Origin of the sequence: Streptomyces sp. NPDC001787, from assembly GCF_040297465.1 — a bacterium.
Classification (GTDB): domain Bacteria; phylum Actinomycetota; class Actinomycetes; order Streptomycetales; family Streptomycetaceae; genus Streptomyces.
The window spans coordinates 159,873-186,347 of sequence record NZ_JBEOZE010000014.1; the positions used below are offsets into that span (position 1 = coordinate 159,873).

At 72.5% G+C, this 26,475-nt stretch carries 15 protein-coding genes; 10 read left to right on the top strand and 5 right to left on the bottom strand.

The genetic code is table 11. The features are described from left to right. Positions 1 to 26: 26 nt before the first annotated feature. Complete coding sequence (locus ABT170_RS20675) at positions 27 to 2,957, bottom strand: hypothetical protein (protein ID WP_351869288.1); 2,931 nt, start codon at positions 2,955 to 2,957, stop codon at positions 27 to 29. Between the two features lie 260 nt (positions 2,958 to 3,217). On the opposite strand from ABT170_RS20675, the gene ABT170_RS20680 reads away from it, so the two are divergent. From ABT170_RS20680 to ABT170_RS20705, 6 genes are all read left to right on the top strand, one after another. Beyond that, positions 3,218 to 3,619, top strand: coding sequence for a VOC family protein (locus tag ABT170_RS20680; protein WP_329941579.1), 402 nt, complete (start codon positions 3,218 to 3,220; stop codon positions 3,617 to 3,619). 153 nt (positions 3,620 to 3,772) lie between these two features. Next, positions 3,773 to 4,309 (top strand): hypothetical protein, encoded by a 537-nt coding sequence (locus ABT170_RS20685; protein ID WP_351869291.1) that lies wholly within the window; start codon positions 3,773 to 3,775, stop codon positions 4,307 to 4,309. A gap of 246 nt (positions 4,310 to 4,555) precedes the next feature. Next, positions 4,556 to 5,332 carry a (5-formylfuran-3-yl)methyl phosphate synthase gene (locus ABT170_RS20690; RefSeq protein WP_329941581.1) on the top strand — a complete coding sequence of 259 codons (777 nt, stop codon included), beginning with the start codon at positions 4,556 to 4,558 and terminating at the stop codon, positions 5,330 to 5,332. 8 nt (positions 5,333 to 5,340) lie between these two features. Continuing rightward, positions 5,341 to 6,744, top strand: a complete 1,404-nt coding sequence (locus tag ABT170_RS20695) for an aldehyde dehydrogenase family protein (RefSeq protein WP_351869294.1) — start codon at positions 5,341 to 5,343, stop codon at positions 6,742 to 6,744. A gap of 2 nt (positions 6,745 to 6,746) precedes the next feature. Continuing rightward, positions 6,747 to 7,835, top strand: coding sequence for an NAD(P)-dependent alcohol dehydrogenase (locus tag ABT170_RS20700; protein ID WP_351869361.1), 1,089 nt, complete (start codon positions 6,747 to 6,749; stop codon positions 7,833 to 7,835). 105 nt (positions 7,836 to 7,940) lie between these two features. Continuing rightward, positions 7,941 to 8,885 (top strand): class I SAM-dependent methyltransferase, encoded by a 945-nt coding sequence (locus tag ABT170_RS20705; protein WP_443034240.1) that lies wholly within the window; start codon positions 7,941 to 7,943, stop codon positions 8,883 to 8,885. A 135-nt stretch (positions 8,886 to 9,020) separates the two neighbouring features. On the opposite strand, the gene ABT170_RS20710 is transcribed toward ABT170_RS20705, so the two are convergent. Then, the gene (locus tag ABT170_RS20710; protein ID WP_329941583.1) at positions 9,021 to 10,436 is read right to left on the bottom strand and encodes an aminopeptidase P family protein; all 1,416 of its coding nucleotides are present in this window, start codon (positions 10,434 to 10,436) and stop codon (positions 9,021 to 9,023) included. Between the two features lie 215 nt (positions 10,437 to 10,651). On the opposite strand from ABT170_RS20710, the gene ABT170_RS20715 reads away from it, so the two are divergent. Further along, positions 10,652 to 11,635: a LuxR family transcriptional regulator gene (locus ABT170_RS20715; RefSeq protein ID WP_329941584.1), complete on the top strand. Its 984-nt coding sequence runs from the start codon at positions 10,652 to 10,654 to the stop codon at positions 11,633 to 11,635. 105 nt (positions 11,636 to 11,740) lie between these two features. On the opposite strand, the gene ABT170_RS20720 is transcribed toward ABT170_RS20715, so the two are convergent. Beyond that, the gene (locus tag ABT170_RS20720) at positions 11,741 to 19,966 is read right to left on the bottom strand and encodes a type I polyketide synthase (RefSeq protein WP_351869298.1); all 8,226 of its coding nucleotides are present in this window, start codon (positions 19,964 to 19,966) and stop codon (positions 11,741 to 11,743) included. Positions 19,967 to 20,449: 483 nt separating this feature from the next. On the opposite strand from ABT170_RS20720, the gene ABT170_RS20725 reads away from it, so the two are divergent. Then, positions 20,450 to 22,012 (top strand): FAD-dependent monooxygenase, encoded by a 1,563-nt coding sequence (locus tag ABT170_RS20725; protein WP_351869301.1) that lies wholly within the window; start codon positions 20,450 to 20,452, stop codon positions 22,010 to 22,012. A gap of 242 nt (positions 22,013 to 22,254) precedes the next feature. On the opposite strand, the gene ABT170_RS20730 is transcribed toward ABT170_RS20725, so the two are convergent. Further along, positions 22,255 to 23,703: an MFS transporter gene (locus tag ABT170_RS20730; protein WP_351869304.1), complete on the bottom strand. Its 1,449-nt coding sequence runs from the start codon at positions 23,701 to 23,703 to the stop codon at positions 22,255 to 22,257. A 304-nt stretch (positions 23,704 to 24,007) separates the two neighbouring features. Here ABT170_RS20730 and ABT170_RS20735 point away from each other — a divergent pair, with 304 nt between their 5' ends. Further along, positions 24,008 to 24,706, top strand: coding sequence for a DUF1326 domain-containing protein (locus ABT170_RS20735; protein ID WP_329941588.1), 699 nt, complete (start codon positions 24,008 to 24,010; stop codon positions 24,704 to 24,706). A 251-nt stretch (positions 24,707 to 24,957) separates the two neighbouring features. After that, complete coding sequence (locus ABT170_RS20740) at positions 24,958 to 25,482, top strand: GrpB family protein (RefSeq protein WP_351869364.1); 525 nt, start codon at positions 24,958 to 24,960, stop codon at positions 25,480 to 25,482. 254 nt (positions 25,483 to 25,736) lie between these two features. Here ABT170_RS20740 and ABT170_RS20745 read toward each other — a convergent pair whose 3' ends face one another. Continuing rightward, entirely contained in the window at positions 25,737 to 26,369 is a 633-nt protein-coding gene (locus ABT170_RS20745; protein ID WP_329941589.1) for a TetR/AcrR family transcriptional regulator, read from the bottom strand. Positions 26,370 to 26,475 lie beyond the last annotated feature (106 nt).

Below are 26,475 nucleotides of genomic sequence, written 5' to 3' on the forward strand. Positions count from 1 at the left end.
AGTGATCGCCGTACGACACCGCGGTGTCAGCCGGTGAACTCGACCAGTTGCACGCCGCTGTACGCCCGAACCCCGTCGCGGGTGACGACGGCGCGTACCGTCACCCATCCGGCACCTCCACCGGAGTCCGGCGCGAGCCACACGCTGTCGTCGTCGGTTTCCAGACGCGCGATCGAGCGGCCGTCGAGTTCCCAGGTGATCTCGGCACCGGTCAGGTCGACCGGAGTGCCGTCCCAGGCCGCGAGGGACAGCGCCGCCCGGCCGGTGCCCCCCGCGGGGAGTTCGGCGGGCGTGGCGGTGAGCCGGAGGTCGGCGTGCACCGTGTCCGAGCGGTACCCGGACAGATCCGCCGGATACCAGGCGAGTTCGGGCACGAACCGGCCGTCAGCCCATCGTGCGAGGTGGCCCGGCCGGTGATGCGCGTCGTCGATCAGCGCGTATGTCGGTCTTCCGTTCTCGCAGGCGACGAAGCCGTGCGGCGCCACCGTCACCGTGCCGAGCGTGCCGGGCAGCGGCAGCGCACGGGGCTGGAGGTCGTGGCTGGCGAAGATCTCGACGCCCCCCTCGAACGCGGTACGCGAGACCTTCAGGTCCTCGGTGAGGTACCGGAACGCCGTCATCGCGCGCCCGAAGTACCGGGCGGCGACGCGCTTCTGGACCAGCGACAGCCCCTTGAGCATCTCGAATCCGCGCCCCGCCCTGAAGTCCCTCTCCATGTGCTGCGCCTGGTAATGCATGTTGAGGCCGAACGCCAGCGACCAGCTCAGGTTCTCGGTGGTGTCGATGCCGCGGTCGAGGTTGTGCGGGTAGAACGCGATCTTGTCGTGCATGACGGCCGTGCCCAGCGGCCACTGCTGGATCACGACGCCGTTGCGGTTGGGCCCGTCATAGGTGTTGGCACGGTCACCCTGCATGGTGTTGAGGTAGAAGCCGAGGCTCGACGTCAGGTGCTGGAAGAGCCGGTCACCGCCCACCCCCTCGGTGCCGATCGGCAGGATCGCGGCCGACTGCGCGGTCTGCTCCACGATCTCCTCGCAGTACGCGTACGGCGGTGCGCCGAAGTCCGCCGAGTAGTCGTACTCCCGGCGCGCGATCTCGTCCTGGAACATCATGTCCATGCCGTACCTGTCGCGGAATGTACGGAGCTGGTCGAGGATCAGGGCCCGGGGTGCCTTCCGCCAGCCGCCGATGAGGTACCCGAGGTTGTCGGTGTGCGTCTTGGTGACCAGCCTGCCGCGCCCGTCCCGGATCCCGATCCGTTCGACGCCGCCGAGCAGGGCGACCGCCCGGCTGTCGGGGTGCCACCAGGTCGGATTGGTGTACGCGCTCGCATAGTGCCCGCGGTCGTGGATGGTGTCGATGAGCCGCTGGAACTCAGAGGGCCCGCCGAGGTAGTCGAACGAGAGGAAGTCCGGGTAGTGGTGGTCGTGCTGACCGTCGGAGTAGTAGCTGGCGAGCTCGACGCTGTACGGTCCGCCGGGTACCGCCCGCAGGTACTCGAAGGCCGCCTCCGGCCGTCCGGTCGCCCAGGTTCCGCCGGTCGGCTGCCAGAGGTCCATCTTGAGGTGCACCGATTCGGCGAGCCCCGCGCGCAGTCGCGGGGCGAGCTTGTCCGGGAGCCCGCGCCAGGCGTTCATCCTGTTATCCGCCCGGTACGCCGCGAACAGGTCGAAGGCGGTGCTGCCCGTCGCGAGCCGGGTCGCGGGAAGCCTGTGGGACTCGCCAGGCGCGATCCAGGCGTCCAGGCGGTGCATCAGCCCGGTCAGGGATTCGGCGCGGGCACGGCCGCCCACGAAGCCGAACTGGGTCGGGCGGTAGGGCTTCACGTTCGCGGGCTGCACGGAGTACACCCCGAGCGCGGACTCCTCCTCCTCGAACAGGATCAGGTCGTGGGTCGCGGTCGGCATACCGTAGTTGGCGTAGAAGCCGCCGGCGAGCACCGACCGGGTATGGGCGAGCCCGCCCCACTTCGGCGCGATGCCGAGCATGGTGCCTTCGGAGGGGATGACCCGGTAGGCCACTTCGGGGCAGGCGACGCGCAGGATCGGCCGGGACCAGAGGTTCCGGATGGCGGTCGGGCGCAGTTCGAGATGTCCTGAGCGGAGTCGCACCGCCACGTCGGCGGCATAGAATCCGGGCACCGTGAGCCTGACGGTGGCCTCGTCGGCGGCGACCCGGACGACCTCGGCCGTGGCCTCGTCGGAGAAGACGCCGGTGCCGTTGTCGTAGTACACGGCGAGCGGCAGCACACCGGGGGACTGGACCCGGCCGCCGGCCGTCCAGTCGAGCAGCCGGCCGCGGCCGTCGATGAGGACCCGGTCCGTGCCGCTGGTCAGTTCCAGCGCACCGGCCCTGCTCCAGGTGTTCACCGGCCCGCCGTCGCCGGCCACCTCTATGGAGTCGATGTCGACCACGAACGGCTCCGGCGACTGCTTGTCGTCGGGGAAGAACACGAGCACGAGCCGGCGCAGAGGATAGGTGAGCTGTCCGTCGCCCTTCCCGCTCCATGCCATCCGGGACAACCGCTGAGGCTCGAACGTGACCCTGGTCCGCCCGTTGAATCCGGCCGGGTCGATCCGGCTCGTGAGCGTGCCCCACTCCTCGTTCTCGTGGTCGAAGAGCTTCAGCCAGAGGTTGCCCTTCTTCGGCGTCACCCCGGTGAGCCACACGGACACCCGGCTCAGGCGCGGCGTGTACGGGGTCGGGAACGCGACGGAGAACTCGCTGTAGGCGTCGGTCATGGTGACCCGCGCCTGTCCGGCCGTGCCGGTGGCCGTGAGGGTCGTCCGGTGCAGCGTGGTCGGCGGCAGATCGTGCGGTACGCCGTCGAGGACGAGGCGCACGGTCGCGGCGGTGCCGGCGGCGGGCGGCGCGGCAGAGGCGGCGGGGGGTGCGACGGCGGTGGTGACGGGCACGGACACGGCGGCGGTTCCGGCGAGGAAGGTGCGGCGCTTCATGGGTACGCTCCGACGGCGGCTCGATGAGGGGGGCGGCGTCTGCACCGTATGGTCCAGCCCTTAACGCGTCAACACTCTTGACGCTGCGCGTACTTGAAGTCCTGGTTAGTGCGTCAAGCGAGGGCGCGGTGATCGTTCGGCCGAAGGATTGATGCGTCAAGGCCGGTGTGCGGGGCGCTTCGGGCCTGCGCGGAGGACGGGCCGAACGCCGCCGCCGTTCCGGCCGGAGTGGGTGGCCGTACCCGGGGTATCCGGGAGACATGACTGTCGAGAAGACGAGCGTTCTGGTTCTGGACTGCGCGGAACCCCTTGAACTGGCCGAGTTCTATTGCCATTTGCTCAACGCCGAGAGCCGGATCGGGAGCGATCCGGACTTCGTGGAGGTGGTCGGGGGCCGGGGAGTGCATCTGGCCGTCCGCCGCGACCACGGCTACGCGCCGCCGAGCTGGCCGCGCCCGGAGGACGCGCAGCAGGCACATCTGCGCATCCTGGTGGGTGCGGGCGACATGGACGAAGCGGAGCGCGAGGTGATCGGCCTGGGTGCCAGGCCGGTCGACACCAAGGACAACAGCGGTCCGCGCGATGTCAGGGTCTACACGGATCCCGCCGGGCACTCCTTCTCCCTGGCCGTGTACCCCTCCTCCCCGGCCTCGCACGGCTGAGGAACGCGCCTCGGCGCCGTCGTGAACGGGGCCCGCGTACAGCCCCATTACCCTGCCGCCATAAAGGTGACAAGTCGCCCACCCCGCACCTCGTCGGCCGTCTACTGTACGGGCACACGCGCTGCCCTTCGCAGCCACCCGAGGAGGAGTCCTGTGTCTTCGCCCTGCGCCCCCAAGTACGCTTCCGCCGGTGATGTCGGCGCGGCGCTCATGATGATCGACTCCCGGCTCAAGGGCATCCACGCCGGCAAGACCGGGACCGACCCCGAACAGCAGGTGATGATCGAACAGTTCACCGCGTCTATGGGCCCCAACGGCGCCGACGACCTGCTGGACGGCGCGTGCACACTCATCTTCATGTTCACGACGTGGCTGCGGCAGGCCCACGAGGAGCACGACAAGGACGTCATCGAGTACGTGGTGCCCAACCTCGTGGGCACGATGCGCATGATGCCCAGGAGCGTGCCATCCGAGGCCATCCCCACCATGGCCGGCCTGGTCATCGCCGCGGGCACCGGACTGAGCCCCAACCTGTGGCGCCGGCAGTACGGCGACTGGACGCAGGAGGAGATGACCCCCCTCGAAGCCACGGCCTTCCTGCTCGCGGAGCACATCAACCGCATCACCGACGATCCCGACTTCGCCACCCGCATGATCACCGAAGCGCTGTCCGGGGCGGACGAGGACTGATCCGCCGCATCCTGCGCGCGGGCCCTTCCGGTCCCCGGACCCACCCCCACGGATACGCCGCCCCGGCGCCCCGGACCCGTTCGGACGGGAACCGTTTCGAACCGGCGTGCACGGCGCACTGTTCCGCCCCATCAGTACCCGCCCGGTCTCCGCGCGCTCTTCCGGCGGTCATGGGCCGCGGGAATGATGAGCAGGCCGCCAGGAGGTCCGGGCGGCTGCGAACACCTGCCTCCCGGCCGGGTGGACATGCGGTGGAAGGGATACACATTGTTGCTTCTCATCTCCCCGGACGGTGTCGAGGAGGCCCTCGACTGCGCGAAGGCGGCGGAGCATCTCGACATCGTCGATGTCAAGAAGCCCGACGAGGGCTCGCTCGGCGCGAACTACCCCTGGGTCATCAGAGAGATCCGTGACGCGGTCCCGGCGGACAAGCCGGTGTCCGCCACCGTGGGAGACGTGCCGTACAAGCCCGGCACGGTGGCCCAGGCGGCGCTCGGCGCGGCCGTCTCCGGAGCCACGTACATCAAGGTCGGCCTCTACGGATGCACCACACCCGAACAGGCCATCGAGGTCATGCGCGGGGTCGTCCGGGCCGTGAAGGACTACCGGCCGGACGCGTTCGTCGTCGCTTCGGGCTATGCCGACGCCCATCGGATCGGCTGCGTCAGCCCGCTCGCACTGCCCGACATCGCCCTGCGCTCCGGCTCCGACGCGGCCATGCTCGACACCGCGGTCAAGGACGGGACACGGCTGTTCGACCACGTTCCGCCCGATGTCTGCGCGGAGTTCGTCCGGCGGGCCCACGAGGCCGGTCTGCTCGCGGCCCTGGCCGGCAGCGTGAAGGTGGCGGACCTCGGCGCGCTGACCCGGATCGGCACGGACATCGTGGGGGTGCGCGGAGCGGTCTGCGAGGGCGGCGACCGCGACGCCGGAAGGATCCAGCCGCAGCTGGTGGCCGCCTTCCGGGCGGAGATGGACCGGCACGCCCGGGAACACGCGGCTGCCGTCACGACCGCGGGCTGACCCCCGGCATGGCGACACAGCCGTCCCGCCGCGGTCCCGCAATCCCCGGCAGGAGCCTCCCCGTCATCGACCCGGCCACGGGCGAGGCCTTCGACGAGGCCCCCGACCAGCACCCGGACGAGCTGGACGCCATCATCGGCCGGGCCCACCAGGCATGGCGCGGATGGCGGGCAGACCCTCTCGCCCGGACCACCGCGCTGCTCGCGGCGGCCGACGCCGTGGAGGCGGCCGGAGCCGGCCTCGCCCCCCTGCTCACCCGTGAACAGGGCAAACCCCTGGCCGAGTCGTACGCGGAGGTCGCCCGTACGGCGGCCCGCCTGCGCTACTTCGCCGTACTCGACCCCGGGCGCCGGCTCATCACCGACGGCCGTCCGGTACGCAGCGAGATCCGCTGGCGACCGCTCGGGCCCGTCGCCGCGATCGTCCCGTGGAACTTTCCCCTCCAGCTCGCGTCGGCGAAGTTCGCGCCCGCGCTCGCCGCGGGCAACACGATGGTGCTCAAGCCCTCCCCCTTCACTCCTCTGTCCACACGACTGCTGGGGTCGGTCCTCTCCGCCGCCCTTCCCGCGGATGTCCTGACCATCGTCACCGGCCACGAACCGCTCGGCGCGCGCCTGGCCTCCCATCCCGGCATCCGCCATGTGACCTTCACCGGTTCGGCCGCCACCGGACGGGCCGTCGCGGAGGGTGCGGCGGCCTCGCTCGGCCGCGTCACCCTGGAGCTGGGCGGCAATGACGCCGCCATCCTCCTGGAGGACGTGGATGTGGAGCGGATCGCGGACCGCCTGTTCTGGGCGGCGTTCCGCAACTGCGGGCAGGTCTGCATGGCGGTCAAGCGCGTCTACGCCCCGGCCCGGCTCCACTCCGGCGTGGTCGAGGCGCTCGCACAGCGTGCGAGGACCGCCGTCGTCGGATCGGGTCTCGACCCGGGCACGCAACTGGGCCCGGTCAACAACGCCGCCCAGCTGACCAGGGTCGAGCACTACACGGCCCAAGCCCTGGCAGACGGTGCCCGAGCCGCCGCCGGCGGCCACCGGCTGGAGCGGCCCGGCTACTTCTACGCCCCGACCGTCCTCACCGAAGTCCCGCCCGCCAGCCCGGTGGTGACGGAGGAACAGTTCGGGCCGGTGCTGCCGGTGCTGCCCTACGGGAGCCTCGACGAAGCCGTGGCGGCGGCCAACGACACCGGTTTCGGGCTGGGCGGCTCGGTCTGGGGGACCGATCTCGACCGGGCCGAGGAGGTGGCCGGACGGCTGGAGTGCGGGACCGCGTGGATCAACCACCACGCCGAACTCTCCCTCGCCCAGCCCTTCGCGGGCGTCAAGGACAGCGGCGTCGGCGTCGCGGGCGGGATGTGGGGGCTGTACGGGAACCTCCGGCCGTTCGTCGTGCACCGTCCGGAGGCGGCGTGACCATGAGGTTCGGCGCGGCGGTGCTGCGCTCGTACGAGAGCCCGTTCGCCGTCGAGGAGGTGACCCTGAACGGGGGACCGGCCGACGGCGAGATCCTGGTCAGGATCGCGGGCTGCGGAATGTGCCGTACCGATCTCGCCGTCCGGCACTCGGCGGGCCGCTCACCGCTGCCCGCGGTGCTCGGACACGAGGGAGCCGGGGTCGTGGTGGAGACGGGGGGCGCGCACACCGGACTGAGCTGCGGCGACCATGTCGTGCTGAGCTTCGACTCCTGCGGTCACTGCCGGAACTGCCTTGACGCCGCCCCTGCCCACTGCGACTCCTTCGCCTCGCTCAACCTCTTCGGAGGGCGCGAGGAGAACGCCGCGCGCTTCGTCGACTCGGCCGGCCGCGCACTGGCTCCCCGGTGGTTCGGCCAGTCCTCGTTCGCCGAGTACGCGGTGGTTGCGGCCCGCAACGCCGTCAGGGCCGACCCCTCACTGCCCATCGAACTTCTCGGTCCGCTCGGCTGCGGCTTCCTCACCGGCGCCGGAGCGGTCCTCAACTCCTTCGGCACCGGCCCCGGCGACACCCTCGCGGTCTTCGGCGCCGGAGCGGTGGGCCTGTCCGCGGTGATGGCGGCCACCGCCTCCGGAGCGGTGACCGTGGCCGTCGACCGGCACCCCGGACGGCTGGCCCTCGCCGAACGGTTCGGTGCGATCCCGCTGCACGCCGCATCGGCCGGACTGCCCGGCCGGATCCGGCAGCTGACCGACGGTGGCACGCAGTACGCGCTGGATACCACCGCCTCCCCCCGGCTGATCAACGAAGCGCTGCGGGCCCTGCGCCCCACCGGCCATCTGGGTCTGGTGGCGAGAGTCCGCACCCCGCTCCCGCTGGAGCCGGGAGCCTTGGACCGGGGCAGGAGAATCTCCCACATCTGCGAGGGCGACGCGGTGCCGGGCCTGCTGATTCCGCGGCTGACCGGCCTGTGGAAGGCCGGGCGGTTCCCCTTCGACGAGCTGATCCGTACCTACCCACTCGCCGATATCAACGAGGCCGAACGCGACTGCGAGGCGGGCCGCGTGGTCAAACCCGTCCTGCTCCCGTAGTCCGTGGCCCCCCCCGCACGAGGCGTTCAACGCCGCTTCTCCCATGGGCACTTCCCCAGCAACGGCGTGCCTGTTCGCAGTCCCAACCCTTCCTGAGGAGTACGCGTGGTCGACACAACGCCCTGGAACACCGCTGTGGAAGACGGGGAGGGCAGGACAGGCCGGGCAGGCGGCGAAGGCGTGGACGGAGGCGTCGGCCTGACAGCTCTTCTGGTCGCCGCGGCGCGGGCGATCGAGACCCACCGCCACGACAGCCTGGTACAGGACGTCTACGCGGAGCATTTCGTGCTGGCCGCACCGGCGTGCGCCGGCTGGCCGGTCCGCGTGCAAGAGGCTCCGGACGGGGACGCGAACCCGCTGTGGGGGCGGTTCGCGCGCTACTTCGGCCTGCGGACGCGGGTGCTCGACGACTTCCTCCTCCGCTCGGTACACACCGGCGGCGCGCGCCAAGTGGTGCTGCTCGGGGCGGGGCTGGATTCGCGGGCGTTCCGGCTCGACTGGCCTCCCGGCTGTGTGATCTTCGAGATCGACAGGAAGGAGGTGCTGGCGTTCAAGCACACGGTGCTCGACGGGCTGCCGGCCACCCCGACGGCGGCGCGCGTTCCCGTACCGGTCGATCTGCGCGCCGACTGGGCCGGAGCGCTGACCGACGCGGGCTTCGACGCCGCCGCGCCGAGCGTCTGGCTGGCCGAAGGGCTGCTGTTCTACCTGACCGCCGCCGCTGAGACGTACCTCATCGACACGGTGGACCGGTTGAGCGCGCCGGGAAGCGCTCTGGCGTTCGAGGTCAAGCTCGACAAGGACTTGCTGGAGTACCGCGACAGCCCGCTCTACACCTCGACGGCACAGCAGATCGGCATCGACCTGCTCAGCCTGTTCGACAGGGGGACGCGGCCGGATTCCGCCGGTCACCTGGCGGGCAAGGGCTGGTCCACCTCGGTCCGTACCCCCTTCGACTTCACCCGCCACCACGGACGAGGCCCGTCGCCCGAGCAGAACGACGCGCTGGCGGGCAACCGGTGGGTGTTCGCGGACAGCCCCCGGCCCTGACGCCGCCGCGACCGTGAGGCCTGCCCGGTGACCACCGCCGCACGAGCGGCGGCGGTCACCGGGCAGACCGAGGCCCCGCCGGGAACGGCCTCGCGTCGACCACGGGTCGTTGGCCCCGGCGGTCGCCGCGCGCTGTCAGCCGGCGAACCGGGCCATCCACGCCTCGACGTCGTCGGCCGACCTGGGCAGGCCCGCCGACAGGTTCTCGTTGCCGTCGTCGGTGACGACGAGGTCGTCCTCGATCCGGACGCCGATGCCGCGCCACTCCTCGGGAACGGTGAGGTCGTCCGGCTGGAAGTACAGGCCGGGCTCCACGGTGAGCACCATGCCCGGCTCCAGCACGCCCTCGACGTACTCCTCGTTCCTGGCCTGCGCGCAGTCGTGGACGTCCAGACCGAGCATGTGACCGGTGCCCGCCATGGTGAACCGGCGCTGGAGGCCGAGTTCGTACGCACGGTCGGCCGGCCCCTCGATGAAGCCCCACTCGACCAGCCGGGCCGCCAGATGACGCTGGGACGCCTCGTGGAAGTCGCGGTACGCCGCACCCGGCTTGACCGCGGCGATACCGGCCTCCTGCGACTCGTACACCGCGTCGTAGACCTTGCGCTGCAGGGGAGTGAAGGTGCCGTTGATCGGAAGCGTGCGCGTGACATCGGCGGTGTAGAGGGTGCGTGTCTCCACGCCCGCGTCGAGCAGGAGCAGGTCCCCCGGGCGCACCGGGCCGTCATTGTCGGTCCAGTGCATGATCGTGGCGTGCTCGCCCGCGGCGCAGATCGAGCCGTAGCCCAGGGCGTTGCCCTCCAGGCGTGCGCGGCGGAAGAACGTGCCCTCGATCCACCGCTCGGACGAGGCGACCGCGCGGGAGAGCTCACCGATCACATCGGTGAATCCGCGCACCGTGGAGTCCACGGCCTTGCGGAGCTCGGCGATCTCCCAGTCGTCCTTGACGAGGCGGAGATCGCTGAGCGCCTCTTCGAGTTCGAGGTCACGCTCCTCCTCGGTGGTGACGGCGGCCTCCAGGGACGGGTCGATCCCGCGCACGATCCGCGTCGGCGCCGCGGAGGCGGCGGCCAGGTCATCGGCCGCCGTACGGACGTCCCGGCAGGGCAGACCGAGCACGGTCTGCGACTCGGCGAGGGAGCGGCGCCGGCCCATCCACAGTTCCGCGGTGGCGCCGGTCCAGAAATCGTTGTTGTCCCGGCTGTCCCGCGGCAGCTGGTAGCAGAAGGCGTCATGGCCGCCGTCCGCGCGGGGTTCGAGGACGAGAGCGCCGTCCCGGGCCTGGTCGCCGGTCATGTGCACATAGCCCGTGTACGCCCGGAACGGGTAGGTGTCGTCGTTGGAACGGACCTTGAGGTTCCCCGAGGGGATGACGAGGCGCTCGCCGGGGAAGCGCGCGGAGAGCGCGGCGCGGCGGCGGTCCGCGTACGGGGCCTGCTCGTCGGGCCGCAGGTCGTGCCGCTCGGTGTCCGCCCACCCCGTCCGCATCAGCGCGGACAGTTCCTCGGAGATCTCCGAGTAGAGACCGTTCTTGCGGCGGCCTTTCGCCACGGCGTACACCTTCTTCCGGGTGGATTTCCAGAACAGCGAGGGGCGGCGGGAGACGTAGGGGCGGGACTGCTCCCGGGTACGGCTCCGGCTTGCTCGCTGCCGCCGTTCATCAGCGGCTCCCGGACGGTACCCCCTGCGCCGCGTGCGTGGTTCCCGGGAGTGCCACTGGCACGGATCGGACACGGAGCTGTACGACACCATCGATAATCGTGCCCATGACGAACGTGAAACTCGGCGAGGCCCTGCGGCTTCTGGGCATCGACCACGCGGCGGTCCGGGTCTATCTGGCGCTGCTCGAACTGGCGCCCGCTCCGCTGAGTGCGATCGAGGCCGCTTCCGGTCTGGGCGGCGCGGACCTGGCCAGGGCCTACGGTGCGCTCGCCGACGCCGGTCTGGCCAGTGCCGCCGAGGAGAGCGGGGACGTGGTGGCCCCGGTTCCGCCGACCGCGGGGCTGGAGATCCTCGCCCGGCACCGGGCGGCCGAGATCGAGGAGTCGCGCATCGCCGTCGGGGGCGCGTTCGAGTCGTTCCGGCGGCAGCGGCTCGCCGCGTACAACGACAACCTCGTCGAGGTCGTCACGGGCGAGGCCATCGGCCCCAGGATTCGGCACGCCTGGGAGAGCGCCCGGAACCAGATCCGGCAGTTCGAGTCACCGCCGTACTTCCCCCTGCCCGGAGCCACGGACGACGCGCTGGCCACGCTCGCCCGCGGTGTGACGCAGCGCGTCGTGTACTCGCGCGAGTCACTGGAGTTTCCCGGCCACCTGAAGGACGGCATCGAACCGTGCATCAAAGCGGGCGAACAGGCCCGGGTCCTGCCGTCGGTACCCGTCAAGCTCGTGATCATCGACGAGGTGTACGCCCTCGTGTCGTTGTCGATCAAAGAGGCCGACGTGCACAACACCATGCTGGTCGTGCAGCCGTGCGGCCTGTTCTCCGCACTCGTGGCGCTCTTCGAGCAGTCCTGGCAGAACGCCCTGCCGTTCCACGGCCGCACCGCACGACCGGGCGGCCTGCCACCCGCCGACCGCCGGCTGCTGTGGCTCCTGGCGGGCGGCGCGAGCGACGACGTCATCGCCCGCGAGCTGGGAATCAGCCGCCGCACGCTGTTTCGTCGCCTGCAGGTCCTGATGGCCCGGCTGGGCGCCGCCAACCGATTCCAGATGGCCCTGCAGGCACAGCGCTCCGGGTGGCTGTGACCGGCACACCGCCCCGCGCAGGCTCCGCAGCGGCACGAGGACGCTCCCCGCACCCGCACCAGCACCAGCACCCGCGCCGGTGTCCGTGCCTTTCCCCGGACCGCCTCAGTCCCGGTCTCCGAGCCACCGGTGGATGGCGAGTGCGGTGGTGCGAGCGTGTTCCTCCAGCATGGTGAAGTGGTCCCCGGGCACGGTGACCTCGGCGTGCGGCAGGCTCCAGTCCGGGGCGGGTCCGGCGCCGGGCAGCAGGTCCCGGGCCCGTACGTACAGGGTGGGGCAGGCGAGCGGGGCGGGCTCCCAGTCGCTGAAGAGCTCGAAGTATCCGGCCATCGCGGTGAGCCGCTCGGGCTCGGCGTCGGCGAACTCGGCCGCCCGGCGCAGCATGTCCGAGGTCATCGCGGAGAGCGCCCGCCCCCGGTCGCCGTGACCGGGCGGATAGGTGTCCAGCAGGACGACGGCTGCCGGGGCGGCACCCTCGGACTCCAGACGCTCGGCCACGGCATGGGCCACCCAGCCGCCGGCCGAGCGCCCCAGCAGTACCGGGGGAGCGCCGGCAGCGGCTGCGCGGACGGCGGCGGCCTGGGCGGTGACGAGGGCGTCCAGCGTGCCGGGCAGAGCCTCACGGGGCTCGAACCCCGGGTGCCGCACCGCGGATACCGGCCGCAGCCCGCGCAGTCCGGCGCCGAGCCGCGCGTACTCCTGCGGACCGGACAGCGCGCTGAGCGCGGGCGAGCAGACCAGCCGGGCCCCCGTGCCACCCGCCGCGAGGACGACGGGTGCGTGCGCCGCCCCGGGCGCCCGCGTCCTGTCGAAGACCGGACGCAGGCGCCCGGCGATGGTGAGGAGCGCCATGCCGTCCCAGCTCTGCCCCTGGGCGCACGCGGTATGGAAGAGCGCGCCCAGGGAGTCCGGGGCCGGCCCGGTGCGCGGTGCGCCCGCGGCCCGCACCCGGGCGTCCGGCGGAGTACCCGCCCGTGTGTCGTCCCCCGCGCCGCCCGCCGGGCCCGATTCGGGTGCCTCGGCGGCATACCGGCGCGTCAGCTCGGCGGCGAGCGCGCGCGGGGTCGGGAAGTCGAACAGCAGCGTGGACGGCAGGGCCAGCCCGGTCCACGCGGCGAGCTCGTTGCGCAGATCGACCGCGGCCAGCGAGTCCAGGCCCAGGTCCGCCAGCACCGTGTCCTCACCGATCTCGCCCGCCCCCTCCCAGTGGCCCAGGACGCGGGCGGCCAGGGTCCGCACCTTGGCGAGCAGCACCTCGCCCTGCTCGCCGGAGGGCGCGACCGCCGGTTCCGGGCCGCGCCGGTCCCCCTCCCGGCCGTCCGTGCCGGCGGGTGCCGGGAGCGGGCCCGCCGCCCGCTCGCCGCCGCGGAGAGCTGCCGGGGCGAGCCGGGCCGCCACCACCACGGGTTCGTCCCCGGCCACGGCGGCGTCGAAGAGGGCCAGGCCTTCCTCCGGCCCGAGCGGGCCGAACCCGGAGCGGTCCATCCGCTGCCGGTCCGCGTCGGAGAGGTGCGCCATCATGCCGTCGCTCTGCCGCCAGGGGCCCCAGGCGATCGACGTCCCGGGCAGTCCGAGCCGCCCGCGGTGCCGTGCCAGGGCATCCAGCACGCAGTTGGCGGCGGCGTAGTTGGCCTGACCGGCGGAGCCGAAGGTGCCCGCCACCGAGGAGAACAGCGCGAACAGGGCCAGGTCGTGTCCCCGGGTCAGTTCGTGCAGCGCGAGAGCGGCGTCCGCCTTGGGGCGCAGCACCTGCCGCAGACGGTCGGTGGTGAGCGCCGTGACGACGCCGTCGTCCAGCACCCCCGCGGTGTGCACCACACCCGTCAGCGGGTGGGCCGCGGGCACCGCGTCGAGCAGGGCGGCGAGCGCGGTCCGGTCGGCGACGTCACAGGCGTGAACGGCCACCTCCGCGCCCGCCTCACGCAGCTCCGCGATGAGTTCCCGGACCCCCGGAGCGCCGGGCCCGCGCCGGCCGGCGAGCAGCAGATGACGGACGCCGTGGGCGGTGACCAGATGCCGGGCCACCAGCATGCCCAGGGAACCGGTGCCGCCGGTGACCAGGACGGTGCCCTCGGGGTCGAGCGTCCGCCGCTTCCCCGGCTTCGGCGCCGTCTCGGCCGGTGTCACCAGCTCCGGCACGTATACCGTCCCTCCGCGTACGGCCGCCTCCGGAACCGACGCGGCCAGCAGGGCGGGCAGGGCACTCCAGGACCCGGGCTGTCCGTCCACGTCGATCAGGGCGAAGCGGCGCGGATTCTCCCGCACGGCCGAGCGGACCAGTCCCCACACCGGCGCGTGCGACGGTACGGATCCCGCTGCGCCGGTATGGCCGTCATCGCCGCGGCCGGCGCCGTCCGCGTGGAGAGCGTCCTCGGCCGGCGCGACGGCGCCGGACGTCACGAGGACGAGACGGGAGCGGGAGACGCGCGGTTCGGCGAGCCACTCCTGTACGAGCCGGAGCGCCCACCCCGCCGCCCGCAGCATCCCGTCAGCCTGGTCCCGCGCGTCCCCGGCCGCGCCGGGCAGCGGGCACGGTGCCACGACGACGGCCGACGACGCGTCGCACGCCGCCGGGCCGGCGTACACCGCGACGCCGGAACCCGGGGGTGCGAGTGCGTCCACCAGCGGTGTGCCCGCCGTGCCCAGAACGCCCCAGCGGGGCATCGCCACGGGCGCGGGCGGCTCGGCCCGCGGCACCCAGTCCGTCCGGTGAAGGGCACCGGTGACCGTGTCCGCCGCCGGGCCGGCCGGGGGCAGGGGCCGGAGCGTCAGCGAACCGACCGTCGCCACCGGCGAGCCCGTCTCGTCGGTCAGTTCCACTCCGGCCCGGCCGTCCGGCCCGGGAGTCAGCCGTACCCGCACCCGCCGTGCGCCTGTGGTGTGCACGCGCACCCCGCCGAAGGCGAACGGCAGGGACAGTCCGCCCGGTTCCGGAGCGGCCGTCCCCGAACCGTTCGTGACCAGGCGGTCCAGGGCCAGGGCGTGCAGCGCCGCGTCGAGCAGGGCGGGATGCAGGACGAAGTCCGGACCGTCCGTCTCCGGGCTCGGCGCCCGGACCGCTCCGGGAAGCCCGACATCGGCGTACAGCTCCTCCCCGTGCCGCCAGGCGGCGCGCATGCCCCGGAAGGCGGGGCCGTAGCGCAATCCGTCGGCGGCCAGCCGGTCGTACGGTCCGGCCCCCGCGCCGTCGGCAGGCAGCGGGACCGTCTCCTCGAGCGGCCAGGACGCCTCCGGCCGGGGCGTGCCCCCGGTCCCGGTGGGGGCCGTTGCGCGGGCCTCGGACGGCCGCGCGGGCGAAAGAGTGCCGGCGGCGTTCTGGAGCCAGGGCCGGTCACCCGGCAGCGTGTGCGGCCGGGAGTGGAGGAGCACGGTCCGGCGTCCCGCGCCGTCCGCCCCCGACACCTTCACCTGCAGGGCCACGGCACCGTCCGGGGGCAGGGCCAGCGGCGCGGTCAGGACGAGTTCGTCCAGGACCGCCGCGCCCACCGACGCACCGGCGTACAGAGCCATGTCGACGAAGGCGGTTCCCGGCAGCAGGATCTGTCCGGCCACCACATGGTCGGCGAGCCACGGGTGGTCGCGCACCGAGAGCACCCCGCTCAGCAGCAGCCCGTCGTCCTCCGCCGTGCGGGTGACCGACCGGAGGAACGGATGGGTGGACTCAGCCGCCGAGGGCACGGGCGGAAGCTCCGGGGTGGCCTCCAGCCAGTACCGGCGGCGCTGGAAGGCGTACGTGGGCAGTGCGCAGCGCCGTCCGCCGCGCCCGGCGAACACGGCCCGCCAGTCGACGGGAACGCCGTGGGCGTGCAGCGCGGCCAGCGTGTCGAGCAGGGCGTCCGTTTCCGGCCGCGCCCCGCGCAGTGTCGGCAGCACCAGCGGTGCCGGGCCCCGCTCGCCGCCGGCCGCCTCACCCGTCTCCGGCCCGGCCGGGACGGTTCCGGCCGTGGCGAGGCAATCGCGTACCAGGCCGGTGAGCACCCCGTCCGGTCCCAGCTCGACGTAGTGCGCCGCGCCTCGGTCACCCAGGTGCGCCACCGAATCGGCGAAGCGCACCGGACGGCGGACATGGTCCACCCAGAACTCCGGGGTGCGCAGTTCCTCGTCGGTGGCCGCCCGGCCCGCCACGGCGGTGATCAGCGGCAGCCGGGGCGCGGCGAAGGACAGCCGCCGCACCACATCCGCGAACGCGGCCAGCATGGGCTCCGTCCGAGCGGAGTGGAAGGCATGGCCGACCCGCAGCGGCTTCACCGGACGGCCCAGCGCGCGGAAGTACGCGGCCACCTCCCGCACCGCTTCCTCGTCGCCCGAGACGACCACCGAGGCTTTCCCGTTGACGGCGGCGATCTCCGCGGCGCACCCGGTCGCGGTGAGATGGGCGGCCACCTCGTCCGCCCCGGCGGCCACCGCTGCCATCGCGCCGCCCGGAGGCAGGGCCCCCATCAGCCGGCCCCGGGCCTCCACCAGCGTGCACGCGTCCGCCAGGGACAGCACACCGGCGACGTGAGCCGCCGTCACCTCGCCCACCGAGTGCCCCGCCACCAGGCCGGGGCGTACTCCCCAGGCCTCGAACTGCCGGCACAGGGCCGTCTCCAGGGCGAAGAGCGCCGGCTGCGTGAACCGGGTCGTATGCAGCAGCGCGCCCGTCCGCGTACCGGGCGCGGCGAACATGACGTCCCGCAGGGGCACCGGCAGCAGCGGGTCCAGCAGCGCACAGCACTCGTCCAGCGCACCGGCGAAGGCCGGATGCAGATCCCGCGCCTCGTACAGTTCCCGGCCCATGCCGGCGCGCTGGCTGCCCTGGCCCGTGAACAGCAGGGCAGGCGGGCCCTCGTGTCGGGCGGTGCCCGTACGCACGCCGGGCCGCCCGCCGTCCTCCGCCACGGTCCGCAGGGAGTCGAGCAGCCCGGCACGGTCACGGGCCACGAGCACGGCCCGGTGGTCGAAGGCCGCACGCGTGGTGGCGAGCGAGTACCCGATGTCCGCCAGGGAAACGTCGGGGGCCGCGGCCACATGGTCGTACAGCCGTCGCGCCTGGGCCCGCAGCCCCGGCACGCTCCTGGCCGACACCGGAAAGGCCACGGCGGCCGGTCCGGGGCCGCTCGCGGTCCCGCCGTCCGCCACGGCACTCGGTGGTGCCGCCTCCCCGTCCTCCGGGGCCTCTTCGAGCAGCACATGGGCGTTGGTGCCACTGATTCCGAACGAGGACACCCCCGCCCGGCGCGGACGGTCCGTGGCGGGCCACTCCACCGGCCGGGTCAGCAGCGCGATCCGTCCCGTCGACCAGTCGACACGGGGAGTCGGCTCGTCGGCGTGCAGCGTACGCGGGAGCATGCCGTGCCGCATCGCCTGCACCATCTTGATCACCCCTGCCACTCCGGCGGCGGCCTGGGTGTGACCGATGTTCGACTTCACCGAGCCCAGCCGGAGGGGACGCTGCCGCGCCTGCCGCCCGTACGTCGCGAAGAAGGCCTCCGCCTCGATGACGTCCCCTAGACGGGTGCCGGTGCCGTGCGCCTCCACCGCGTCGATGTCCCCGGCATCCAGCCGCGCGTCCGCGAGGGCCTGGCGGATCACCCGCTGCTGCGCCGGTCCGTGCGGTGCGGTCAGCCCGTTGCTCGCCCCGTCCTGGTTCACCGCCGACCCACGCACCACGGCCAGTACCGGAAGTCCGGCGCGGCGCGCCTCGGACAGCCGGCCCAGCAGCAGCATTCCGGCGCCCTCGGCCCACCCCGTGCCGTCGGCCGACGCGCCGAACGCCTTGCAGCGGCCGTCGGGGGACAGGGCCCGCTGGCGGCTGAACTCCACGAACGACGAGGGTCCCGACATCACCGTGGCGCCGCCGGCCAACGCGAAGGCGCACTCGCCCCGGCGCAGTGCCTGGGCCGCCAGATGCAGGGCCACCAGGGACGACGAGCATGCCGTGTCCACGGTGATGGCCGGGCCTTCGAGGCCGAAGGTGTAGGCGATACGACCCGAGGCGACGCTTCCGGCGTTGCCCAGGCCGAGGTACCCCTCGACATGTTCCGGCGTCCTGGTCAGGCCGCGGGCGTAGTCGCTGTACATCAGCCCGACGTACACCCCGGTCGCCGAGCCGCGCAGGGTGGCGGGGACCAGACCGGCGTGCTCGAAGGCCTCCCACGCCACTTCGAGCAGCAGCCGGTGCTGCGGGTCCATGGCCAGCGCCTCGCGGGGAGAGATGCCGAAGAAGCCGGGGTCGAAGCGGTCCGCACCGGAGAGGAAGCCGCCTTCGCGCACATACGTCCTTCCGGCCCGTCCGGGATCGGGGTCGTACAGCGCCTCGGTGTTCCAGCCCCGGTCGGTGGGGAAGGGGCCGATGGCATCCCTCCCGTCGGCCACCAGCCGCCACAGTTCCCCGGGGGAGGTCACGCCTCCGGGGTAGCGGCATGCCATCCCCACGATCACCACGGGGTCCTCGTCCGATCCGGCCGCGCTCCGGTTCACGGACCCGGCACCGGCCGGCGCGGCGGCGCTCCGCGCACCGAGGTGGGCGGCGAGCGCGTCCGCGGTGGGAAAGTCGAAGGCGACCGCCTCGGAGAGCGGCAGACCGGTGGCCGCCGACAGCCGCTCCCGCAGCACCGTCGCCGTCAGGGAGTCCATGCCCAGGTCCCGCAGTGCGGTGCTCGGCTCCACCGCCTCGGCCGAACAGCCGAGCACGGCCGCCACTTCGTTCCGCACCAGCGCCAGCAGGTCCTTCGACGCCTCCGCGGTCGCCCCCGCGCCCAGCGCCCGTGCCGGCAGGCCGGCGACGTCCCGCCGTAGGGTCTTCCCGGAAGCGGTACGGGGAATCTCCGCCACCTCGAAGAGTTCGACGGGCACCTTGACGGCGGGCAGTTCCGCTCGGCAGGCGGCGAGGAGGCGACCCCTGTCCAGCACACCACCACCGGGTTCGGGGACCAGATGGCCGACCGGTACCTCGCCGAAGAGGGGGTGCGGGCGTCCGGTCACGGCGGCGTCCGCCACCCCCGGCAGCCGCCGCAGTACCGCTTCCACCTCCGAAGGATGGATGTTGACCCCGCCCCGAATGATCAGATCACTCACCCGGCCCGTGATCGCCAGTCCACCGGAGGCATCGACCCTGGCCAGATCACCCGTGCGGAACCAGCCCTCGCTCAGTACCTCCGCGGTGGCCTCCGGCCTGCCGTGGTAACCGGCCATGACCCCGGGCCCGTTGACCCACAGCTCGCCCTCGCCCGTGTTCCGGCCGTCGGGGCCCCCGCCGACCCGGACGCGGGTGCCGGGCAGCACCCGGCCGGACGTTTCGGACGTCGCCCCGCCCGGCGCGGACATGGTGACCGGGCCCGCCTCCGTGCTGCCGTAGTGCTCCAGGTAGGGAACACGGCAGACGGCCTCGAAGGATTCGCGGAACCCGGGCCCCGCCGCGGCACCGGCGCTGACACAGCCCCGCAACGCGGGGCCGCCGAGGCCGCCGCCGTCCCTGCCGCCCTCCTCGCCCCGTACCGCGTCGAGCAACGCCGAGCAGGTCGTGGGGACCCCTCCGAGCAGCGTGAACGAGGCGTCGTCGCGGCGCAGTTCGCCGAGCACTTCCGCCACCGAGAAGCGGGGCAGCAGTACGGCGCTCGCCCCGACCGCGATCACCCCGAGGAAGCAGACCACCTGGCTCATCGCGTGATGGAGGGGCAGCGGCCACAGCACGTGGTCCCGTTCGGACAGGCCCAGGACGCCGACGAGGCCGGCCGCGACCGGCGCGAGACGGTTGCGCTGGGTGGACAGGACCCCCTTGGGAACACCGGAGGAGCCCGAGGTGTAGAGCAGCCAGGCCACGTCGTCCAGTGCGAGATCGTCCCGGGCCGGCGTCCGGGGCTCGGTACCCGCCAACTCCTCGTACCGCACAAAGCAGTCCGCGCGCTCGGCTGAGCGTCCCTCGGCCCTGTCCTCGTCGCCGCCCTCGGCCACCACCAGGGTCAGCCCGGGACGGGACAGCGGCGTCCGCCGCCGCGCGAGGCACGCGTCGTCGGTGATGAGCGTCCGAGCCCCGCTGTCGTCCAGCAGGCGGGTCAGTTCCTCCTCCGGGTTCCCGGTGTCCAGAGGTACGCCCACGCCGCCGGCCCGGGTGACGGCGAGCAGGCTCTCGACCGCCTCGACACGGTTGCCGAGCAGTACGGCCACTCTGTCGCCGCGCGCCAGACCGAGTTCCGCCAGATGACCGGCCAGCCGGGCGGTCCGCCGTTCCAGCTCCCGGTAGGTCACACGCGTGAACCGGTCCTGGAAACAGACCTTGTCCCCGAGGTGCCGGGCGTGGTGCCCGAGCAGTTCCGGCAGTGGTGTGACGATGTCGGCGCGCGTACCCACCGCATGACCTCCTTGAGACGACCCGTCGTTGAGGACGACGGCATGGTGTACCGGGTTGCCTCCCGGTGCGGACTCGCGCCCCGCCCGACTGCCGTCGACCCCTTCGGGTGACGGGCACGAGCCCTGCCGGGCGGCATCGTGCCCGCCGAGCCGGAACTCTTCGCGCCGCTGGACAAAGCGGTCGCCACCGCGCGTACGTGGCTCACTCGGCGGACGACGCCGCGGGAGGAGTGATCCGGCGGGCCGCCCCCCCCGGGCGGTGACGCCGGTGGGATCGGCTCGGCCGCGCGGGCGGCGAAGGAACCGCCGGCGTACAGACGTACAACAGCACGCGAAACAGGGGCGGGACGACGCCGGATGAGGTGTTGTGCCGTGCCGGCCGGAGCGCCGGTCCGCAGGGCTCTCCCCTTGACAACGCGGCGCCTGTTGTGGCTGGTCAGGGCGGTGAAAGGGCCCTCTTGGCCCTCGGTCATAGTGTGCGCCATGGACTATGACGTAGTGGTGGCCGGAGGCGGCCCGGTCGGACTGATGCTGGCCTGCGAGCTCCGGCTCGGAGGCGCGCGGGTGGCCGTCCTGGAGCGCCTCACCGAAGTGGATCCGACGATCAAGGGCGGGGCGATCACCACGCCCAGCGCCGAGGCGCTCTACCGCCGGGGCATGCTGCCCGCGCTGGCCGAGGCGCAACGGCTGTCGATGGACCGGTTCCGCTCCTTCATGCGCGAGCGGAACCGCGGGAAGGGAGGCGGGGACGGCGACCGGGTGGCAGGCCGAGGGCTCGGGTTCGTCGGGCACTTCGCGGGGATCATGCTGCGCGCCGACCTGGTCGACCGTACGGAGCCGGACTTCGGCGACGCCGGACCGGCCGCAGATGTCAGTCTCGTGACGCAGCAGGACATCGAGCGGCTGCTCGGCGGGCGGGCGGACGAGCTGGGCGTGGAGGTGCGTCGGGGAGTGGAGCTGACCGGCTTCGACGTGGACGAGGGGGCCGTGACGGTGCGAACGAGCGGTGGGCCGATACGTGCCGGCTGGCTCGTGGGATGCGACGGCGGTCGCAGCACGGTCCGCAAGCTCGCGGGGTTCGAATTCCCCGGTACGGAACCCGAGATCACCTGTCACCAGGCGGTCGTGGAGATGACCGGCGCCGAGGACCTGAAGGTCGGCTGGACCGCCACGGACACCGGGGTGTACGCCCATGGGCCGATGCCGGGCCGCATCGTCACCGTGGAGTTCGACGGTCCGCCGGCCGACCGGGACGCGCCGGTCACCGCCGAGGACCTCCAGGCACGGCTGCGCCGCGTTTCCGGCGTGGACGTCACGATCACCGGAGTGCGGACCGCGACCCGCTTCACCGACCACGCCCGCCAGGTCACCGAGTACCGCAAGGGCCGGGTGCTGCTGGCGGGCGACGCGGCCCACGTGCACTCCGCGTTCGGGAGCCAGGGGCTGAGCCTGGGTATCGGGGACGCGATGAACCTCGGCTGGAAGCTCGCCGCGGTGATTGCCGGCCGGTCGCCGGAGGGGCTGCTGGACACATACACCTCCGAACGGCACCCGGTCGGCGCGTGGGTCCTGGACTGGACGCGTTCCCAGGTCGCGGCCATGCGCCCGGACCCTCAGTCCCGGGCCCTGCGCGAAATCGTCGGCGACCTGGCGGGGACGGTCGTGGGCACCACGTACCTCGCCGCGCGGCTCAACGGTGCCGCGGTGCGGTACGAACTGCCCGACGGGCACCCACTGACCGGCCGCAGCACCCCGGACCTCGAACTCACCGGCAACGGCCGCCTCGCGGACCACCTCCACGCCGGCCGGGCGCTCCTCCTCGACCTCACCGACGACCCGGAACTCCGGGCCCTCGCCGCGGGGTACGCCGACCGTGTCGACATCCTGACGGCCTCCTGCCCGTCCCGTCCGGACCTGGCGGCGGTCCTCGTCCGTCCGGACGGCTTCACGGCCTGGGCGGCCGACTCGACGGCGCGGGCATCGGCGTCGACGGCCGGGCCGGCGGCGGCGCTGAGGGAGTGGTTCGGAGTGCCGACGGCGGCATAGGGCACAGTGGCTGAGCAGCCGCCCCTGCCGCCGGGGGCTGTCGCTGCGTGATCACCGTTGTGGACACAGCCTCAGCATCGGACAAGAGGCCCTGTCCGCCGACGCTGCTGGGGCGTAGAGCGTTGACCATGGCGCTCATCCGCACAGTACGCCGGGGCCCTGAACGCCCTGTGCCGCCCGACAGGGGTTCCTTCCCCATCGGGCGGCATGCGTGACCGGCGCGCGGCGGTGCGCCGGTCGGTTCAGGCCGAGTCAGCCTGGGCGGGCTGCTCCTCGCTGCCGGCGGAAGCCGGTGCGGGGGTTGTTCGCAGGGTGAGCAGTGACGCGACTGCGCCGACGGCGGCGAGGGCTGCCGCGCCGAGGAAAGCGGCGGAGAACCCGTTGGTGAGTGCACCGGGGTTGCCGAGTTCACGGGCACCGTACGCCGCGGACACGGCCGTCATCGCGGCCAGTCCGAGGGCGGAGCCCACCTGGTAACTGGTGTTGACGATGCCGGAGGCCAGGCCGCCTTCCTCGGGGCGTGCACTGGACAGGGCGGTGCCGAGGGAGGGGATGAACGCCAGCGACATGCCGGCCGCGGCCAGCAGCGAGGCGGGCAGGACGTCGACCCAGAAGGTGCCCTCCGCCCGGGCGAAGGACAGCCACACCATGCCTGCTGCGAGGGCCAGCAGGCCGGTGACGATCAGCGGCTTGCTCCCGAAGCGGGACATCAGACGGGGCGCCAGGACGATCATCATGATCATGATGGCGACCGTCATGGGCAGCAGGGCCGCGCCGGAGGCGAAGGCGCCCAGTCCCAGGACCTGCTGGAGGTAGAGGTTGAGGAAGAACCACATCGGGATCCACGCGGCGGCCATCAGCAGCTGCGCGATGTTCGCTCCGGCCAGGTTGGGGGCCCGCCAGATGCCCAGCCGCATCAGGGGCTCACGGCGCCTTGACTGGATGGCGATGAACACGGCGACCAGGGCCACACCGGCCAACAGCACGAGCCAGGTCCGGGCGGAGTCCCAGCCGGTTTCGGGGGCACGGACGATGGCGTAGACGGCGGTGGCCAGTCCTACGGTGACGGTGGCCGCTCCCGCGAAATCGACGGATCCGCGACGGACCGGGGCCGAGGGCATGACAGCCGGGGCGGCGGCCAGTACGACCAGGGCGATCGGGACGTTGATGTAGAACACCCAGGGCCAGCTGGCGTATTCGGTGATGACACCGCCGAGGAAGACTCCGGCGGTGCCGCCTGCGGGGGCCGCGGCGCCGTACAGAGCCAGCGCCTTGGTCAGCTCCTTGGGGCGGGCGCCGAAGAGCATCATCAGCAACGTCAGGGCGGACGGGGCGATCAGCGCGGCACCGACCCCCTGCAGGGCGCGGCCGGTCAGTTCGACCCAGACCTCGCCGGCCAGACCGGCGACCAGGGATCCCGCGGCCATCACGGTCCAGCCGGCAGCGAAGATTCGCTTGGCGCCGAACAGGTCGGACAGCCGCCCGCCGAGCAGGAGCAGCCCGCCGAAGGCAACGACGTAGGCATTGAACACCCAGGACAGGCCCTCCTGGGAAAAGCCCAGGTCAACCTGCATCTTGGGGAGGGCCACGCCGATGATGGACGTGTCCATGATGACGGTGAACTGGGCCAGGGCTATCAGGACGAGTGCCGTCCAGCGGCGTGGGCTCGGAGGGGCGGTTGGGGTTGACATGGCAATCTCCTATACCGGAGGGGGGTATGTCTTCTCGGGTCAGCAATATACCCCCCTCCGGTATGTAGAACTCGCCTGGTTCCCGAATTGCCGGCCCGGAGTACCGTTCGCGCCCCCGTGTGGCGACGGGCTCTCCTTCGCGGGGGGTCGGGGTGCGGTGGGCGCCTCGCGGATTGCCGGGGCCCGCGTGGTCGCGTCGGCCGAAATACCCCTAGGGGGTAGTTGACGTGGGGCGTGCCGAGTCCTACGCTCCTCCTGTCCATGCAATACCCCATGGGGGTATATGTGATCTGGGAGGTCCACGATGTGCACCACGTCTGCCGCGGCACAGAACATCCCTGCCGTCGTCCGAGCGGGCACGAACGACGGCACGCTGCCCGACTGGCATTTACGGGGCGAGTGGTTCGACGTGTGCAGCTGCGCGCTGCCCTGCCCCTGTACGTTCGCCCAGACGCCGACCCACGGGGACTGCCTCTTCACGCTCGTCTGGCAGGTTCACGAAGGGCACTTCGGCGATGTGCGCCTGGACGGCCTGGGTGTGGTGGCACTGGGCGAGTTCGCCGGGAACATGTGGGTCGGTGATCCGGACGCCACGATGAAGGTGATGCTCTACATCGACGCCAAGGGCGACCAGGCCCAGCGCGGCGCGCTGGAGCAGGTCTTCGCCGGTCATGTCGGCGGCTGGCCGGGCCGGTTCGGCTCGCTCATCGGCGAACTGCGCGAGGTGCGGTACGCGCCGGTCCACTTCGATTCCGCCGAGGATCTCTCGTACTGGCGGGCCCGTGTCGCCGACAAGGTCTCGGTCGGCGCGATCGCTCTCACCGGCCCTACTGCCGACCCCTCCCGTCGGGTTCAGCTGATCAACGCTCCGGGCGCCGAGGTCGGACCCGGCCAGATCGCCACCTGGGGCGTCGTGGAGAGCGACCGTGCGGAGGGGTTCGACTTCTCCCACGAGTACCGCGGTGGATCCAGCAAGCACTTTCCCTTCGACTGGCGTCCCTGACCGCAGGGCAGGGGCAGGAGGCGGGTCAGGGGTCTCGCCCGGCGGCTGATCGGCTCGGCCGGCGCAACGGACCGGACGCGGCGCCGACCGGCCGGCCACACGTGCGGGATCCGTCGTCGCGCGGGTGGAGTGCGGGGAGCGGCGGCTGGGCCGGACCGGGGATCTCTTCGTGCTCCGGCGCACCAGGGCCGGGACTCTCCGGGCGATTCGATGGGCCCTGGTGGTCCTGGGAGACTGCCGGCGTGACTGGCATGATCGTGATCGGCGACTACGACCCCCGATGGCCCGAGCGGTTCGAGTACCTGCGGCGCAGGCTCGCACCTCATGTCGTGGACCTGGCCGTATCCATCGAGCATGTCGGAAGTACGGCCGTGCCCGGATGTGCCGCCAAGCCGATCATCGACATTGACGTCGTGGTGGCCGAGGGGGTGGTTGTCCCCGAGCTGATCTCCAGGCTCACCGGGCAGGGCTACCGGCACGAAGGTGATCTGGGGATTCCCGGGCGGGAGGCCTTCCAAGCCCCTTCCGGGGTTCTGGAACATCACCTGTACGGCGTGGTCGCGGGTTCCAGACCCTATCTTGATCACATCTTGCTCCGTGACTACCTGCGTCAACGGCCCGATGAGGTCCGGCGCTACAGCGCGCTGAAGGCGGCCCTCGCACAGCGGTTCCGCGCCGACAGAGAGGGCCGGCAGGGGTACTCGACGGGGAAGGGCGCTCTGGTGGAGGAGCTGATGGCGAAGTCCTCCGCCGCTCGGGCCGCCGGGAGGCCGTGACGGTGGCCGAACGGGCCGGAGCCGGTAGGTTCCGCCCGGTCGGTGGCGTCGTCCGGCACGCACACTCGCGGCCTTGTCGGAGTCGTCCGCGTACATCCGGAACGCCGGACGGTTCTCGGGGTCGCCGTCCCGGTGTCCTCTCCGAGGGCAGTGCTACGGGTCGGGTGCCACACCCGGTGGAGACGCTGACGTCGCGGCAGGGTCGAGGAGACGCGACGTCAGCGGCGCGCCGCGCCTTTGCGCCGCCTCCGGCCCTACGCGGTCCGGTAGGCCCGGAGGAACGTCCGTACCCCCTCGACGACGAGTGGCCGGACGCGGGTGTCCTCGACGGCGTTCGCGGAGCCGAGCCTGTTGAGCGCGACACCGAAGGTCAGCGCGATGAACTGGTCGGCCGCGAGCCGCGCGTCGGAGATGTCGAGCAGCCCGGCCGCGGCGAATGCGGCGAACCGCTCGGCAAGCGCCTCGTCGGGGGTGTCGGCCATGGCGTTGTAGCCCTGGTGCGGCAAGTGGCCTGATTCCGCCCGGACCAGCCGTTGCAGCGTCGCGTACTCCGCCGAGCCGAGCATGTCGGTAGCGATGCGCATCGAGAACGTGATCAGGGCGTCTTCAAGGTCGGCGATCTCGGTGGGGTCGGCGAGCGTGTCGTCGAGGGTGCGCCGGATCGTGGTGATCAGTGACTGGCCGACGGCATCGACGACTGCTTGCAGCAGCGTCCGCTTGTCGCCGAAGTAGTCGTAGACCGTCCGCTTGGAGACCTCTGCCCGCGCGGCGACAGCATCGACGCTGGACCGGTCGAAGCCGTCGGCGAGGAACAGTTCCCGGGCCGCCGAGAGGATGGCGGCCCGCTTCCGCGTGGACCCCTCGCGCAGTGTCTTCGTGGTCGGCATGGGGACATCCTAGTCGTTCTACACTGCACGGTGTAGTGTAGTAGTTGCTCGGCGCGCCGCACTCGTACGTCCGCCCGCTCAGCCGGCGGAGCCGTACGTACGTCAC